The following is a 15,888-nucleotide window of genomic DNA, read 5'->3' on the forward strand; positions in this document are numbered from 1 at the left end:
CGTCACCGGATCCGAAGTCCGCGCGTCGGCTTGCATCGGCCCGAGAGGGCGTTCCCGGGGGTTGAAGCGCGCCCTTGTGTCCCGTTTGATCATCTCGTGCCGGAATCGTTCCGGCGTCCGGATATCGGACATTCACCTGCCGTTATCGCGGCGTGATTTTGCGTCGAGTTCGACCTGTTCCGGGGGCGGCGGCCGCGCGCACTAATCTTTTCGCGAGAACTTCACGACTGCCCGTATGACCAGCACATCGACTATCGGTAGGGTCCGGGCAGTCGAACGCACCACAGGGAGAACCCCAGACAATGAACCGCAAGACGTTGGTCCTGCCGATCGTGGCAGGCCTGCTGGCCCCCGCTCTCGTCGCCTGTGGCGGGGGCGAGGGATCCGGTGGGAACAAGGCCATCGTCATCGGCACGACCGACCGGTTCGAGGAGACCACCGACGCCCCGGCGCCGTTCGACCCTGCCGCCGCGTACGACATCGGCGCCTGGAACGTCCTCCACAGCACTTTCCAGACGCTGCTGCGCCTGCCCCGCTCCGGCACCGACCCGGTCGGTGACGCCGCCGAGAAGTGCGCGTTCGGCGACCGCAAGAACGAGCAGCTCCGCTGCACGCTGCGCAGCGGCCTGAAGTTCTCCAACGGGCACGCGCTCACCGCCGAGGACGTCAAGTTCTCCATCGACCGCGCCCGGGTCATCAACTTCGAGAACGGCCCGGTCTCCCTGCTCAGCAACATCGACAAGGTGGAGACCCCGAGCGAGCTCGAGGTGGTCTTCCACCTCAAGTCGCCCGACGCCACCTTCCCGCAGAAGATCGCCACCCCGGCCGCCGCCATCGTCGACAGCGAGTCGTACCGGAAGGACAAGCTGGACACCGGCTTCAGGACCGTCGGCTCCGGCCCGTACACCCTGAAGACCGAGGCCAAGGACGGCCGGGTGGTCAAGGCGACGTTCAGTAAGAACGGGAGCTACAAGGGCTCCGTGAAGGTGCAGAACGACAAGGTCGAGATGCGCTTCTACGACGACGCCGCGTCGATGGAGAAGGCGCTCAAGAGCGGCGACATCGACATCATGAACCGCGCCCTGCTCCCCGAGCAGATCGGCCGGCTGCGCACCGCCACGGACCAGGGCGTCCGCCTGCTGGAGTCGCCCGGCCAGGAGATCAGCTACCTCGCCTTCAACACCGAGGACCCGGCGGTGAAGCCCAAGGCCGTGCGCCAGGCCATGGCCCAGCTGGTCGACCGCCAGGCGCTGGCCCGCGACGACTACAAGCGCACGAGCGAGCCGCTGTACTCCCTGGTGCCCAGCGGGATCGCCGGCCACCAGAACTCCTTCTCCAACAAGTACGGCGAGCCCAGCGTCGAGAAGGCCCGCGCCCTGCTGAAGGCCGCGAACATCACCACTCCGGTGCCGCTGACCCTCACGTACACCACCGACCACTACGGTGAGACGACGGAGAAGGTCTTCAAGTCGCTGCAGAAGCAGCTCAACGGCAGCGGTCTCTTCGACGCCAAGGTGCAGGGCGTGAAGTGGGCGGACTTCCGCCCCGAGGCGGCCAAGGGCAAGTACGCCGTCTACGGCATGGGCTGGTTCCCCGACTTCCCGGACCCGGACAACTTCATCGCCCCGTTCGTCGGCAAGGACAACTTCCTCTCCTCGCCCTACCGCAACTCCAAGATCTCCAACGAGCTGATCCCGCAGTCCCGCGAGGCCGCGCAGCGTGACGCGGCCGCCAAGTACTTCCAGCAGGCCGCGGACATCCTCGCCGAGGACGTGCCGGTGCTGCCGCTGTGGCAGGGCAAGCAGTACGTCGCGGTGCGGGAGAAGATCACCGGTGCGGAGTGGGCGCTGAACTCCGCCTCCGAGCTGCAGCCGTGGGAGCTCACCCGCGGCGCCTGACGGCCCGGCGCCACCCCGACCGAACCACCAACGCAAGTCCAGTTTCACCGGTTTCACCCGATGGTCTCTTCTGCGATCAAGAACTGTGAGGAAAGTGCACGTGAGGAAACGTGACCAGTGGCTCGCCGCCCCGCTCGGCGCGGGGCTTGCCGCCGCCCTGCTGAGCGGGTGCGGATCGGAAGACGGCAGCGGGGCCGGCACCGGGCAGTCGGTGGTCATGGGCATGTCGGACGAGGTGCTCTCCACCGACCCGGCATCCGGTTACGACCCGGGTTCCTGGCTGCTCTTCAACAACGTCTTCCAGTCGCTGATGAGCTTCCCCAAGGGAAGCACCACTCCGCAGCCGGACGCCGCCAAGAGCTGCAAGTTCAAGGACGACACCAGCACGGTCTACGAGTGCACGCTGGTGGAGGGGCTGAAGTTCAGCAACGGCCACGACCTCACCTCCGAGGACGTCGCCTACTCCTTCCGCCGCACGCTGAAGATCAACGACAAGAACGGTCCGGCGTCGACCATGCTGTCGACGATCAAGAACATCAAGACGCCGGACGACGCGACCGTCGTCTTCGAGCTCAAGCGCTCGGACGCGACCTTCCCGCAGAAGATCGCCTCCGGTGCCGGCTCGATCGTGGACCACACGGAGTACCCGAAGGACAAGCTCCGCACCGACGGCAAGGCCGTGGGCTCCGGGGTCTACAAGCTGGACTCCTTCGACAAGAAGACCAAGGCCGTCTTCAAGCCCAACGGCTCCTACAAGGGCCCGGCCACGCTGCAGAACAGCGGCATGACCCTCAAGTTCTTCGACGGCAAGCAGGACGAGCTCAAGGCCGCCGTGCAGAAGGGCGACGTGGACCTGGCCTACCGAGGCCTGGCCATCAAGGACATCGCCGACATCGAGGCCGCCGGCGCCGGCGACAAGGGCAGCCTCAAGGTGATCGAGGGCACCAGTGCGGAGGTCCAGCACCTGGTCTTCAACACCAAGGACTCGGTGGTCGGCAAGGTAGGCGTCCGCAAGGCCATCGCCTACACCATCGACCGCTCCACGCTCGTGCGCGACGTCTACAAGCGCACCGCCGAGCCGCTGTACTCCGTGGTCCCCAGCGGCATCACCGGCCACCGGACGCCGTTCTTCGACGTCTACGGCGACCGCCCGCAGCCCGACAAGGCCGCCGCGGCCATCAAGTCGGCGGGCATCTCCGGCAAGGTCAAGCTCACCCTGTGGGCCACCCCGGTGCGTTACGGCCCGGCGACCGTGGCCGAGTTCAAGGAGATCGCCAAGCAGCTCAACGCCAGCGGCCTCTTCGAGGCCGACGTGCAGAGCGTGCCGTTCGACCAGTACGAGAAGGACATCGCCGCCGGCAAGTACGGCGTCTACGTCAAGGGCTGGGTCCCCGACTACCCGGACCCCGACAACTTCACCGCGCCGTTCTTCGGCGAGGACAACGTGCTGGCGAACAACTACCAGTCCAAGGAGATAGCCGGCATCCTGCCGACGACCGCCGCCCAGGGCAGCCGTGCCGCGACCGTCGCCGACTTCACCAAGGTGCAGAACGCCGTCGCCCAGGACGTGCCGGTGCTGCCGCTGTGGCAGGGCAAGCAGTACGCGGTGGCCAACGAGCGGATCTCCGGTCTGCAGTGGACCCTCGACGCCTCGACCGTCTTCCGATTCTGGGAGATCAGCAAGGGCGCCAAGGAGTAGCACTCCCCGTCGACGCGACGACGCCCCGGCACACGGTCATCGTGTGCCGGGGCGTCGTCACGTTCCGGGCCTTGAGGCTTCACGCCGTCAGGGTTCGGGCCGTCAGGGCTCGCGCCTTCAGGGGGCGTACGGCCGGGTCACTGCGCCCCGGGACGCACCAGTCCGCTCTCGTAGGCGTAGACCGCCGCCTGCACCCGGTCCCGCAGGCCCAGCTTGGTCAGCACGTGCCCCACATGCGTCTTGACCGTCGTCTCGCTGACGAAGAGGTCCGCCGCGATCTCGGCGTTCGACAGGCCACGGGCCACCAGCTTGAGCACCTCGACCTCACGGTCGGTCAGCGTGTGCAGCGTGTCCGGCAGCGGCTCCTCGCCCGACGGCAGATGCCCGGCGTACTTGTCCAGCAGCCGCCGCGTGATGCTCGGCGCCAGCATCGCCTCGCCGCCCGCCACCACCCGGATCGCCTGCACCAGCTCATGGGCGGGCGCGTCCTTGAGCAGGAAGCCGCTGGCCCCCGCCCGCAGCGCCTCGACCACGTACTCGTCGAGGTCGAAGGTGGTGAGCACCAGCACCTTCGCCGGACCGTCGCGCTCCGGGCCGGTGATCTGACGGGTCGCCTCGACGCCGTCCATGCGGGGCATCCGGATGTCCATCAGCACCACATCGGGCTGCAGGGCGCGGACCTGGTCGAGAGCCTGCAGACCGTCTCCGGCCTCCCCGACGACCGCGAGGTCCTGCTCGGCCTCCAGGATCATGCGGAAGCCGGTGCGCAGCAGAGGCTGGTCGTCGACCAACAGGACGCGGATCGCCACAGGAGAACTCCTTCGCTAGACCGCGTCCATTCTGCCCTGCGCCCCGTCGGCCGGGGCAGCCGGACCGTCGTCCGGCGCCGAACGCGGCACCGGGACGGGCAGCGGATACGGCGGGGGAGTGCCGCCGAATTCCGGGCAGAGCGCCTGGTGGTCGCACCAGCCGCACAGCTTCGTCGGCCGCGGCCGCCAGTCGCCGGTGTCGGTGGCCAGCGAGATCGCCTCCCACAGCGCGCGCAGCTTGCGCTCCACCGCCAGCAGCTCCGCCTCCACCGGGTCGTACGTCAGCACGTCGCCGCTGCCCAGGTAGACCAGCTGCAGGCGGCGCGGGATCCGGCCCCTGAGCCGCCACATCACCAGGGCGTAGAACATCATCTGGAACAGCGGGGTGTCCCGGTACCGCGGGGCGGGGGCCTTGCCGGTCTTGTAGTCCACGATGCGCACGTCGCCCGAGGGGGTCACGTCCACCCGGTCGACGATGCCGCGCAGCTTCAGCCCCGAGTCCAGCACCGTCTCCACGAACAGCTCCCGTTCGGCGGGCTCCAGCCGCGTGGGGTCCTCGAGCGTGAACCACCGCTCGACCAGCCGCTCCGCGTCCGCCAGCCACGTCGCGAGCCGGTCGGCGTCCTGGCTGCCGTCCTCCCGAAGGAACAGCTCCGCCAGCTCCGGCCGGGATCCCAGCAGCCTCTCCCACTCGCCCGGGACCAGGTCCCTGGCCCGCGGCGCGGTCCGCTCGGCCGCCGGGGCGTCGAAGAGCCGCTCGAGCACCGCGTGCACCACCGTGCCCCGGGTGGCCGCCGCGCTCGGCTTCTCCGGGAGCTTGTCGATCACCCGGAAGCGGTAGAGCAGCGGACACTGCATGAAGTCGGCCGCGCGCGACGGCGACAGCGAGGCCGGGCGCGCGGCGGCGGGCGCCGGGGCGGCGGAGGGCTCGGGAGCGGTATCCATGACACAAACCCTACGGCCGGTCACTGACAGTCGGCCGCATACCATCGACGGTAGACCCCTTCGCACTGCATGATCGTAAGAATGCACCACGTGGGTGCGAATGACCGGATCGGACGAGGGGACACCGTGGACAACAGCGGGCAGGGCCAATCCGGCGTCGGAGGCGCCGGCCGACCGGCCGGGCCCGGGGACCGCAAGCCGCAGCCCCCGCGCGAGAGCGGCGGCGGCATCCTCATGGGCCGGCCCTTCGGGGTGCCCGTCTACGTCGCCCCCAGCTGGTTCCTCGTCGCCGCCCTCATCACCTGGGTCTTCGGCGGCCAGCTCGACCGCGTGCTGCCCGAGCTGGGGCGCGCCCGCTATCTGGTCGCCCTCTTCTTCGCGGTCGCCTTCTACGCCTCCGTCCTGGTCCACGAGCTCGCCCACACGGTCGCCGCCCTGCGCTTCAAGCTGCCGGTGCGCCGCATCCAGCTGCAGTTCTTCGGCGGCGTCTCCGAGATCGAGAAGGAGACCGAGACCCCCGGCCGCGAATTCGTGCTCGCCTTCGTCGGCCCGCTGCTCTCGCTCGTCCTCGCCGGGCTCTTCTACCTCGGCGTGCTCGCCGTCGAGCCCGGGACCGTGCCCGCCGTGCTGCTCGCCGGGCTGATGGTCTCCAATCTCCTCGTGGCGGCCTTCAACCTGCTGCCCGGCCTGCCCCTGGACGGCGGCCGCATGCTCCGCGCCATCGTCTGGAAGATCAGCGGCCGGCCCATGACCGGCACCGTGGCCGCCGCCTGGGTCGGCCGAGCCCTCGCCGTCTCCGTCCTCGTCGGCCTCCCGCTGCTCACCCACCGCGACGCCACCGAGGACCTGGGCGGCCTCGACACCCTCACCGACGCCCTGCTCGCCGCCATCCTCGCCGCGATCATCTGGACCGGCGCCGGGAACAGCCTGCGCATGGCGCGGCTGCGCGAGCACCTGCCCGCCCTGCGGGCCCGCGCCCTGACCCGGCGCGCCGTCCCCGTCGAGGCGGACACCCCACTGTCGGAGGCCCTGCGCCGCGCCAACGAGGCCGGGGCCCGCGCCCTGGTCGTGGTCGACGGACAGGGCAACCCCACCGCGCTGGTCCGCGAGGCCGCCATCGTCGGCGTGCCCGAGCACCGCCGCCCCTGGGTCGCGGTCGGCACCCTCGCCCAGGACCTGAGGGAGGGCATGCGCGTCGCCGCCGAGCTCTCCGGCGAGGACCTCCTCGACGTGCTCCGGGCCACCCCCGCCACCGAGTACCTGGTCGTCGAGGACTCCGGCGAGGTCTACGGCGTGCTGTCCGCCGCCGACGTCGAGCGCGCCTTCGTCGCGGCCATGGCCAGGCCCTCGTCCTGAGCCCGCCGGGCCTCGTGGTGCTGAGGCCTCCGCGGGCCCGGTAGGCTGGTCACATGTCCGAACCGACCGGTGCCGCCCGCCGTCGCGGGCCCTTCCAGGTCGGGGACCAGGTCCAGCTCACCGACCCCAAGGGACGCCACTACACGTTCACGCTCGAGGCCGGGAAGAACTTCCACACCCACAAGGGTTCCTTCCCGCACGACGAGCTGATCGGTGCTCCCGAGGGCAGTGTTGTCCGTACCACGGGAAACGTCGCCTACCTCGCGCTGCGCCCCCTGCTCCCCGACTACGTCCTGTCCATGCCCCGCGGTGCCGCCGTGGTCTACCCCAAGGACGCGGGGCAGATCCTGGCCTTCGCCGACATCTTCGCCGGCGCCCGCGTCGTCGAGGCGGGAGTGGGCTCGGGCTCGCTCAGCGCCTTCCTGCTGCGGGCCATCGGCGACCAGGGCATGCTGCACTCCTACGAGCGCCGCGCGGACTTCGCCGAGATCGCGCAGGCCAACGTGGAGCGCTACTTCGGCGGCCCGCACCCCGCCTGGCAGCTGACCGTCGGCGACCTGCAGGACAACCTCTCCGACACCGACGTCGACCGGGTCATCCTCGACATGCTCGCCCCGTGGGAGTGCCTGGAGGCCGTCTCCAAGGCGCTCGTGCCCGGCGGCATCCTGTGCTGCTACGTGGCCACCACCACCCAGCTCGCGCGGACCGTGGAGTCCATCCGTGAGATCGGCTGCTTCGCCGAGCCGCAGCCGTGGGAGTCGATGATCCGCAACTGGCACGTGGAGGGCCTCGCGGTCCGCCCGGACCACCGGATGATCGGCCACACCGGCTTCCTGGTCACCGCCCGCCGCCTGGCGGACGGCGTCGAGCCCCCGATGCGCCGCCGCCGTCCGGCCAAGGGTGCCTACGGCGAGGACTACGAGGGCCCCAACAAGGGCTGACGCCCGCCCGCACCACCGAGCGCCGTCGCCGAGTCACGCGATCCCCGCGAACTCGGCGGCGGCGCTTCGTCGTTGAGTGAAACCCGGGCCCATGCCCGGCGTAGGACGGCCGGGCGTCGTATGGCACGATGCGGAAGATCCTCGTCCCCAGCTCTCACAGGAGTCGGTGCGCGTGCAGTCCCCGGCAGGACCCGAGTCCCACCCGCACACCCGTCCCCGCCCGGCCCACTGGCTGGCCACCGCCGCCGCCCTGGGCGGCGTGATCACCGGCGTGGCCCTCCTCGGCCCCGGCGACGCGACCGCCACCGCACCCGCCACCGGCCCGGAAACCGCCGCGGCGGCACCCGACGCCCGGGCCGCGCGCTATCCGGTGGACTGCGGCCGGGCGAGCGCGGAGGTCGTCCGCGAGGCCACGGGTGATCTCGACGGCGACGGCCGGGCCGAGACCACCGCCGTCGTGCGCTGCCCGTCCGGCGCGGGCACCCCGCCCAGCGGCGTCTACGTCCTCGCCCCGCCGGCCGCCCCGGGGGCACCGCCCCGGATCGTGGCGACGCTGGTCGACCCCGGGCAGAAGATGAGCGTCACCGGCCTCGGCATCACCGAGCGCACCGTTTCGGCCACTCTTGCCGGCTACTCCGCCGCGAGCGTCCCGCGCTGCTGCCCCGACCTGAGGCGGACGGTCAAGTGGCACTGGCGGGAGGGGAAGTTCGTGCTGACCCCGCTGCCGGTCGCCGCGCGTGCGTGAGCCGTTACGCGGCGTCCGGACCGAAGACCTCGACCTTGTCGGAGACGCGCCGGACGTGGATGCAGTCCCCCGGGCACTCCACCGCGGAGTCCCGCACGTCGTTGATCAGCGGCAGCGGGACGCGCGTGGTGGCACCCTTGTCCTGGAGCAGCTCGTCATCGGCGCTCTTCACATAGGCCAGCCCGTCGATGTCCAGCTCGAAGACCTCGGGGGCGTACTGCGCGCAGATGCCGTCGCCGGTGCACAGGTCCTGGTCGATCCAGACTTCCAGCTCACCGAGTCCCTCTTCCTGCACGGTCATCTCGCCTGCCGTTTCCTGCGTACGTGAACCAATTGGAGCCAGCCCTGACGGGTGTTGACCGAGTCGACGATACAACCGCCCGCTTTCCGATGTTGATGGGTGGGTATTCCCCTCACGTGAGGACGTGCGCAAGGGTGAAGATCGGACACACTCCTACCGGGTTTGTGATCTAGGGGTTTCAACCTGCACCGGCCCAGGTAGGGTCAGGAAGCGTCCAGCTCCCCTTGGAGGAGGTGAGGACCGTGGCAGCCCACGACGACGACATGAACCGCGGCATCCGGCCGGGACGAGGGTCTGACGACCCCGCGGGCCAGGTTGCCTATCTCGAGCAGGAGATCGCCGTCCTGCGCCGCAAGCTCGCCGACTCTCCGCGCCACACGAGGATTCTCGAAGAGCGGATCGTCGAGCTCCAGACGAACCTGGCCGGCGTCTCCGCACAGAACGAGCGCCTCGCGAACACCCTCCGCGAGGCCCGGGACCAGATCGTGGCCCTGAAGGAGGAGGTCGACCGGCTCGCGCAGCCGCCGGCCGGCTTCGGGGTCTTCCTGGTGGCGAACGAGGACGGCACCGCCGACATCTTCACCGGGGGCCGCAAGCTCCGGGTGAACGTCAGCCCCGGGGTCGGCCTCGAGGAGCTCAGGCCCGGCCAGGAGGTCATGCTCAACGAGGCCCTCAACGTGGTCGACGCCATGGCGTTCGAGCGGCACGGCGACATCGTCACCCTCAAGGAGATCCTCGAGGACGGCGAACGCGCCCTGGTCATCGGGCACACCGACGAGGAGCGGGTGGTGAGGCTCGCCGAGCCGCTGCTGGACATCACCATCCGCCCCGGCGACGCCCTCCTGCTCGAGCCCCGCTCCGGCTACGTCTACGAGGTCATCCCGAAGAGCGAGGTCGAGGAGCTCGTCCTCGAAGAGGTCCCGGACATCGACTACACGAAGATCGGCGGCCTGGGGAACCAGATCGAGCTGATCCGCGACGCGGTCGAGCTCCCCTACCTCTACCCCGACCTCTTCAAGGAGCACGAACTGCGGCCGCCCAAGGGCGTGCTGCTGTACGGCCCGCCCGGCTGCGGCAAGACGCTCATCGCCAAGGCCGTGGCCAACTCCCTTGCCAAGAAGGTCGCCGAGGTCACCGGCAAGCCCGCGGGGAAGAGCTTCTTCCTCAACATCAAGGGCCCCGAGCTGCTCAACAAGTACGTCGGCGAGACCGAGCGGCACATCCGGCTGATCTTCCAGCGCGCCCGGGAGAAGGCCAGCGAGGGCACGCCGGTCATCGTCTTCTTCGACGAGATGGACTCCCTCTTCCGCACCCGCGGCTCCGGGGTCAGCTCGGACGTGGAGAACACCATCGTCCCCCAGCTGCTCTCCGAGATCGACGGTGTGGAGGGCCTGGAGAACGTCATCGTCATCGGCGCCTCCAACCGCGAGGACATGATCGACCCGGCGATCCTCCGCCCGGGCCGCCTCGACGTGAAGATCAAGATCGAGCGCCCGGACGCCGAGGCCGCCAAGGACATCTTCTCGAAGTACCTGACCGAGACCCTGCCCCTGCACGCCGACGACCTCGCCGAGCACGGCGGGTCCGCCAGGGCGGCCGTCGAGGGCATGATCCAGTCGGTCGTCGAGCAGATGTACGCCGAATCCGAGGAGAACCGCTTCCTGGAGGTCACCTACGCGAATGGTGACAAGGAAGTCCTCTATTTCAAGGACTTCAATTCCGGGGCGATGATCCAGAACATTGTGGACCGGGCCAAGAAAATGGCCATCAAGGCCTTCCTGGACCACAACCAGAAGGGTCTTCGGGTCTCCCACCTGCTCGCCGCCTGCGTGGACGAGTTCAAGGAGAACGAGGACCTGCCCAACACCACCAACCCGGACGACTGGGCCCGCATCTCCGGAAAGAAGGGCGAGCGGATCGTCTTCATCCGCACCCTGGTCACCGGAAAGCAGGGCGCCGACACCGGCCGCTCCATCGACACCGTGGCCAATACCGGCCAGTATCTGTAAGACCGCCGTCCGGCTGCGGATGTCCCTGTTGTTCTGCCTTCCCCGCCTCCGGCGGGGAAGGACCCGGGGCGTCCGCAGCCGGACGCGTTTTGCACCACGTGTTGCACCACTTGTGGGACTCGCACAAGCGATGTTTTCCGACCGCCACAAGAACCGGAGCAATGACTGTAATGATCTCCCCAGGGCCGCAAAGCCGTTCTAGGCTCTTCGGTACCGCCGCCGAGCGCAATGGGGGATCGGGGACCGTGCACGTTCTGGATGCGCAGCGGTACTTGAGCGGCGACCCCACCCGGGGGCGCCGCCGGGCAAGGAGGGCCGCATGACCGTACGGCGAGTAATGGGCATCGAGACGGAGTACGGGATCTCCGTCCCGGGTCACCCGAACGCCAATGCCATGCTCACCTCGTCCCAGATCGTCAACGCCTACGCGGCCGCGATGCACCGGGCACGCCGTGCCCGCTGGGACTTCGAGGAGGAGAATCCGCTGCGGGACGCCCGCGGCTTCGACCTCGCCCGCGAGGCCGCGGACTCCAGTCAGCTCACCGACGAGGACATCGGGCTGGCCAACGTCATCCTCACCAATGGCGCACGCCTGTACGTCGACCACGCCCACCCGGAGTACAGCTCCCCGGAGATCACCAACCCCCGGGACGCGGTCCTCTGGGACAAGGCGGGGGAGCGGATCATGGCCGAGGCCGCCGAGCGCGCCGCCCAGCTGCCCGGAGCCCAGCCGATCCACCTCTACAAGAACAACACCGACAACAAGGGCGCCTCCTACGGCACCCACGAGAACTACCTGATGAAGCGGGAGACCCCCTTCTCGGACATCGTGCGCCACCTGACGCCGTTCTTCGTCTGCCGGCAGGTCGTCACCGGCGCCGGCCGGGTCGGCATCGGCCAGGACGGCCACGAGCACGGCTTCCAGATCAGTCAGCGTGCCGACTACTTCGAGGTGGAGGTGGGCCTGGAGACCACCCTCAAGCGGCCCATCATCAACACCCGCGACGAGCCGCACGCCGACGCCGAGAAGTACCGCCGGCTGCACGTGATCATCGGCGACGCCAACCTCTCGGAGATCTCCACCTACCTCAAGCTGGGCACCACCGCCCTGGTGCTGTCGATGATCGAGGACGGCTTCATCGCCGCCGACCTCGCCGTCGAACAGCCCGTGCGCACCCTCCACCAGGTCAGCCACGACCCCACCCTGCGACGCCTGATCACGCTCCGCAGCGGCCGCACGCTGACGGCGGTCCAGCTGCAGATGGAGTACTACGAGCTGGCCCGCAAGTACGTCGAGGACCGCTTCGGGGCGGACGCGGACGAGCAGACCAAGGACGTGCTCACCCGATGGGAGGACGTGCTGAACCGGCTCGAGCACGACCCGATGAGCCTGGCCGGGGAGCTGGACTGGGTGGCCAAGCGGGAGCTGCTCGAGGGCTACCGCCGCCGCGACGGCCTGGGCTGGGACGCGGCCCGCCTGCACCTGGTGGACCTGCAGTACGCGGACGTACGGCCGGACAAGGGCCTGTACAACCGGCTGGCGGCCCGGGGCCGGATCAAGCGCCTGCTGGACGAGGCCGACGTGGCCCGCGCCCGTACGGCCCCGCCCGAGGACACCCGCGCCTACTTCCGCGGCCGCTGCCTGGAGCAGTACGCCGAGGACGTGGCCGCGGCCTCCTGGGACTCGGTCATCTTCGACCTCCCCGGCCGTGACTCCCTGCAACGGGTCCCCACGCTGGAGCCGCTGCGCGGCACCCGCAACCACGTCAAGGAGCTCCTGGACCGCTGTCGCACGGCCGAGGACCTGGTGCGGGTCCTGTCGGGCGGCTGAGGCGGGGATCCGCCCGGCGATGGCCCGGGGAGGGTCTGAGAAGCACGGGATGAGGGAATCATCAGAGTGGTTCCGGGACGTTGTAGCAAGTGCAGGGCCGATGCCGGACCCTGCTTGTAGGGTCTGATCTTGTACGGCGCTACATCCGGAAGTTTCGTCGGAACACGAGCGGGGTGAGGGCAATGGCGACCAAGGACACCGGCGGCGGGCAGCAGAAGGCCACGCGTTCGACAGAGGAGGTCGAGGAGCAGGCGCAGGACGCGCAGGTCTCCGAGGACCTCAAGGAGCGCCAGGAGAAGCTGTCGGACGACGTGGACTCCGTGCTGGACGAGATCGATGACGTGCTCGAGGAGAACGCCGAGGACTTCGTGCGTTCGTTCGTGCAAAAGGGCGGGCAGTAGGGCCGGCACTCCGTCCCGTGTCCCGTGCCGGGGCACGGGACGGACGGCTTGACGGCCCGGGGGTATGGTCCCGTTCAGTATTTCTAGATGATCTCTTCGAAGGATTCGTGTGGAAGCCAACTTTCCCAGTACAGGGCGTCTGCCGGCTGCCTTCCTGACGCCCGGCTCCTCGTCGTTCATGGATTTCCTCGGGGCGCACCAGCCGGAGATGCTGCCGCGCAACCGGCAGCTGCCGGCCCAGGGCGTCATCGAGGCCCCGCACGGCACGACCATCGTCGCGGCCACGTTCCCGGGCGGGGTGGTGCTCGCCGGTGACCGGCGCGCCACGATGGGCAACGTCATCGCGCAGCGCGACATCGAGAAGGTCTTCCCCGCCGACGAGTACTCCGCGGTGGGCATCGCCGGCACGGCGGGGCTGGCCGTGGAGATGGTCAAGCTCTTCCAGCTGGAGCTGGAGCACTTCGAGAAGGTCGAGGGGGTCTCGCTCTCGCTGGAGGGCAAGGCCAACCGGCTGTCGACGATGATCCGCAGCAACCTCGGCATGGCCATGCAGGGGCTGGCCGTGGTGCCGCTGTTCGCGGGCTACGACGTGGACCGCCAGAAGGGCCGCATCTTCTCCTACGACGTGACCGGCGGGCGCTCCGAGGAGCACGGCTACGCGGCCACGGGCTCCGGTTCGCTGTTCGCGCGCGGTGCGCTGAAGAAGCTCTTCCGTGAGGACCTGACGGAGCAGCAGGCCACCACGCTCGTCGTCCAGGCGCTCTACGACGCCGCCGACGACGACTCGGCGACCGGCGGACCCGACCTCGCGCGCCGCATCTACCCCATCGTCACCGTCATCAACGACGAGGGCTTCCGCAAGCTCACCGACGCCGAGGCCTCCGAGATCGTCCGCGCCGTTCACGAACGGCGGCTCCAGGAGCCCGACGGCCCGCGGGCCGCGCTCCTGTGACGCCTTCGACACTGACGGAACCCCACACGAGAAGGGACGGATAACGGTGTCGACGCCGTTCTATGTCTCACCCCAGCAGGCCATGGCCGACCGCGCCGAGTACGCCCGCAAGGGCATCGCGCGCGGCCGCAGCGTCGTGGTCCTCCAGTACAACGACGGCGTGCTCTTCGTCGCCGAGAACCCCTCCCGCGCGCTGCACAAGGTGAGCGAGATCTACGACCGGATCGCCTTCGCGGCGGTCGGGAAGTACAACGAGTTCGAGAACCTGCGCATCGGCGGCGTGCGCTACGCGGACCTGCGCGGCTACACCTACGACCGGGACGACGTCACGGCCCGCGGCCTGGCCAACGTCTACGCCCAGACGCTGGGCACGATCTTCTCCAGCGCCGGCGAGAAGCCGTACGAGGTCGAGCTGATCGTCGCCGAGGTCGGGGCCGGCCCCGAGGACGACCAGATCTACCGGCTGCCGCACGACGGCTCCATCGTGGACGAGCACGGCTCGGTCGCGGTCGGCGGCAACGCCGACCAGATCAGCAACTACCTCGACCAGCGGCACCGCGACGGGATGACGCTCGCCGAGGCGCTCAAGCTCGCCCGGGCCTCGCTCGCCCGCGACACCAACGGCACCGAGCGCGCGCTGACCGCCGAGCAGCTGGAGGTCGCCGTCCTGGACCGGACGCGGCCGCAGCAGCGGAAGTTCAAGCGGCTGCTGGGCCGGCAGCTCTCGCGGCTGCTGGAGGAGGGCTCCGGCGCCGAGTCCGTGGCGGACGTGGCCGACGAGCCGGGCGAGGACGCCGGCCCGCAGGGCTAGCCCACCGACGCCTCACGCCGCGCGCCCCGCCGGGTCTGTCCGCCGGGGCGCGCGGCGTCGTCGTGGGGCCCGCTGGTGCCCCGGGTGACCAGCTCCACCGGCACGGTCGTGGTCGTCGCGGGCTGCCCGTCGAGCACGGCCACCAGCGCCCGCATCCCGGCCGCGCCCACGGCCTCGGCGGGCAGGCGGACGGTGGTCAGCTCCGGCTCGACGGCGGTCGCCAGCGACAGGTCGTCGAAGCCGGTCACCGACACCTCCTCCGGCACCCGCAGCCCCAGCCGCCGGGCGGCCTTGCAGGCGCCCGCCGCCAGGATGTCGTCGTCGCAGATCAGCGCGGTGGGGCGGGGGCCCGGCCCGGTCAGCGCCCGCTCGGCCGCGCGCAGGCCGGCGGCCACGGTCATGGCGGCCGGCTCGGTCCGCACCACCGCCGCGCCCGCCGTGGCCCGCACGGCGTCGGCCAGGGCCCGGGCGCGGACCCGGAAGGTCCAGGAGTCGATGTCGGCCGCGATGTGCGCGAAGCTGCGGTGGCCCAGGGCCAGCAGATGCTCCGTCACCTGGCGCATGCCGTCGGCGATGTCGAGGTTGACGGTCGCCACGGCGTCCGTCCGGTCGGGATCGCTGTCCAGCATGACCAGGGGCAGGCCGCCCTCGCGCAGGTCGCTCAGGGCGTCCGCCGCCATGGAGGAGGCGATCACGCCGTCGAGGGTCGCCCGGGCCGAGGCGAAGGGGTCGCGGGCCGGGCCGGTGCCCTCCGGGGAGGGGTAGAGCACCACGCCCACGCCGTGCTCGGCGGCGACGCGGGCGGCGCCGGTGTAGACGCCGGCGAAGAATTCGTTGGTGAGTGCCGGGACGACCAGCAGCGCGGTGCGGGTGCGGCCCAGGCGCAGGTTCCGGGCGGCGAGGTTGGGGCGGTAGTCCAGCTCGCGGGCGGCGGCGCGCACGGCCTCGGCGGTGGGCTCGGAGACCCGGCCCCGCCACTTGCCGCCCATCACCAGGGAGACGGTGGCCTGGGAGACGCCCGCGGCGCGCGCCACGTCCCGGCTGGTGGCCCGGGCGGCCGCCGCGTGCCGGCCCCGGACGGTCGGCCAGCGCCCGCCCGCGTCCCCGTCGTCCCCGCCCCCGCGCTTGTCCTCCGCCACCGCCGCGACACCCCTCTCCGCTGCCTGCCGAGCCGCGCGGGTGGACCCACG

Annotated in this window: 14 protein-coding genes; 10 read left to right on the plus strand and 4 right to left on the minus strand. The window is 70.3% G+C overall.

From position 1 onward, the window contains the following. The first annotated feature begins 302 nt into the window (after positions 1-302). Together IE295_RS19345 and IE295_RS19350 are read left to right on the plus strand one after the other, a co-directional pair. Positions 303-1,898 carry an ABC transporter substrate-binding protein gene (locus IE295_RS19345; RefSeq protein ID WP_190064952.1) on the plus strand — a complete coding sequence of 532 codons (1,596 nt, stop codon included), beginning with the start codon at positions 303-305 and terminating at the stop codon, positions 1,896-1,898. A gap of 100 nt (positions 1,899-1,998) precedes the next feature. Continuing rightward, positions 1,999-3,597 (plus strand): ABC transporter substrate-binding protein, encoded by a 1,599-nt coding sequence (locus IE295_RS19350; protein WP_190064953.1) that lies wholly within the window; start codon positions 1,999-2,001, stop codon positions 3,595-3,597. 137 nt (positions 3,598-3,734) lie between these two features. Here the strand turns inward: IE295_RS19350 and IE295_RS19355 are convergent, their stop codons facing one another. Both IE295_RS19355 and IE295_RS19360 read right to left on the minus strand, forming a co-directional pair. After that, on the minus strand, positions 3,735-4,406 hold the full coding sequence (locus IE295_RS19355; RefSeq protein ID WP_190064954.1) for a response regulator: 672 nt from the start codon (positions 4,404-4,406) through the stop codon (positions 3,735-3,737). Positions 4,407-4,421: 15 nt separating this feature from the next. Then, positions 4,422-5,351 (minus strand): RecB family exonuclease, encoded by a 930-nt coding sequence (locus IE295_RS19360; RefSeq protein WP_224323186.1) that lies wholly within the window; start codon positions 5,349-5,351, stop codon positions 4,422-4,424. A gap of 81 nt (positions 5,352-5,432) precedes the next feature. Between IE295_RS19360 and IE295_RS19365 the strand changes: the two genes are divergently transcribed. The 3 genes from IE295_RS19365 (at position 5,433) to IE295_RS19375 (ending at position 8,393) form a co-directional block, all read left to right on the plus strand. Further along, on the plus strand, positions 5,433-6,707 hold the full coding sequence (locus IE295_RS19365; protein WP_190064956.1) for a site-2 protease family protein: 1,275 nt from the start codon (positions 5,433-5,435) through the stop codon (positions 6,705-6,707). 53 nt (positions 6,708-6,760) lie between these two features. Further along, complete coding sequence (locus IE295_RS19370) at positions 6,761-7,648, plus strand: tRNA (adenine-N1)-methyltransferase (RefSeq protein ID WP_190064957.1); 888 nt, start codon at positions 6,761-6,763, stop codon at positions 7,646-7,648. Positions 7,649-7,820: 172 nt separating this feature from the next. Beyond that, positions 7,821-8,393, plus strand: a complete 573-nt coding sequence (locus IE295_RS19375; protein WP_190064958.1) for a hypothetical protein — start codon at positions 7,821-7,823, stop codon at positions 8,391-8,393. Positions 8,394-8,397: 4 nt separating this feature from the next. Here IE295_RS19375 and IE295_RS19380 read toward each other — a convergent pair whose 3' ends face one another. Beyond that, positions 8,398-8,694 (minus strand): ferredoxin, encoded by a 297-nt coding sequence (locus tag IE295_RS19380; RefSeq protein ID WP_190064959.1) that lies wholly within the window; start codon positions 8,692-8,694, stop codon positions 8,398-8,400. Positions 8,695-8,936: 242 nt separating this feature from the next. On the opposite strand from IE295_RS19380, the gene arc reads away from it, so the two are divergent. The 5 genes from arc (at position 8,937) to prcA (ending at position 14,698) form a co-directional block, all read left to right on the plus strand. Continuing rightward, a complete protein-coding gene (gene arc / locus IE295_RS19385) occupies positions 8,937-10,703 on the plus strand; it encodes a proteasome ATPase (protein ID WP_190064960.1) in 1,767 nt (588 codons plus the stop codon). Between the two features lie 319 nt (positions 10,704-11,022). Continuing rightward, positions 11,023-12,534, plus strand: a complete 1,512-nt coding sequence (dop, locus tag IE295_RS19390; protein WP_190064961.1) for a depupylase/deamidase Dop — start codon at positions 11,023-11,025, stop codon at positions 12,532-12,534. Between the two features lie 182 nt (positions 12,535-12,716). Then, complete coding sequence (locus tag IE295_RS19395; RefSeq protein WP_086569168.1) at positions 12,717-12,935, plus strand: ubiquitin-like protein Pup; 219 nt, start codon at positions 12,717-12,719, stop codon at positions 12,933-12,935. 109 nt (positions 12,936-13,044) lie between these two features. Next, complete coding sequence (prcB, locus tag IE295_RS19400) at positions 13,045-13,887, plus strand: proteasome subunit beta (RefSeq protein WP_190064962.1); 843 nt, start codon at positions 13,045-13,047, stop codon at positions 13,885-13,887. Positions 13,888-13,933: 46 nt separating this feature from the next. Next, a complete protein-coding gene (gene prcA / locus IE295_RS19405) occupies positions 13,934-14,698 on the plus strand; it encodes a proteasome subunit alpha (RefSeq protein WP_190064963.1) in 765 nt (254 codons plus the stop codon). Here prcA and IE295_RS19410 read toward each other — a convergent pair. Next, positions 14,695-15,732: a LacI family DNA-binding transcriptional regulator gene (locus tag IE295_RS19410; protein ID WP_224323199.1), complete on the minus strand. Its 1,038-nt coding sequence runs from the start codon at positions 15,730-15,732 to the stop codon at positions 14,695-14,697. The two genes, prcA and IE295_RS19410, sit on opposite strands and share 4 nt — an antisense overlap. Between the last annotated feature and the right edge of the window lie 156 nt (positions 15,733-15,888).

The organism is Streptomyces griseocarneus (assembly GCF_014655595.1).
GTDB classification, from domain to species: Bacteria; Actinomycetota; Actinomycetes; order Streptomycetales; family Streptomycetaceae; genus Streptomyces; species Streptomyces griseocarneus.

What these genes read in the sequence shown, in the direction of transcription:
- IE295_RS19345 (WP_190064952.1), top strand. Translation starts at nt 303, where the DNA reads ATGAACCGCAAGACGTTGGTCCTGCCGATCGTGGCAGGCCTGCTGGCC.
- IE295_RS19360 (WP_224323186.1), bottom strand. Translation starts at nt 5,351, where the DNA reads ATGGATACCGCTCCCGAGCCCTCCGCCGCCCCGGCGCCCGCCGCCGCG.
- IE295_RS19365 (WP_190064956.1), top strand. Translation starts at nt 5,433, where the DNA reads ATGCACCACGTGGGTGCGAATGACCGGATCGGACGAGGGGACACCGTG.
- IE295_RS19370 (WP_190064957.1), top strand. Translation starts at nt 6,761, where the DNA reads ATGTCCGAACCGACCGGTGCCGCCCGCCGTCGCGGGCCCTTCCAGGTC.
- IE295_RS19380 (WP_190064959.1), bottom strand. Translation starts at nt 8,694, where the DNA reads ATGACCGTGCAGGAAGAGGGACTCGGTGAGCTGGAAGTCTGGATCGAC.
- dop (WP_190064961.1), top strand. Translation starts at nt 11,023, where the DNA reads ATGACCGTACGGCGAGTAATGGGCATCGAGACGGAGTACGGGATCTCC.
- IE295_RS19395 (WP_086569168.1), top strand. Translation starts at nt 12,717, where the DNA reads ATGGCGACCAAGGACACCGGCGGCGGGCAGCAGAAGGCCACGCGTTCG.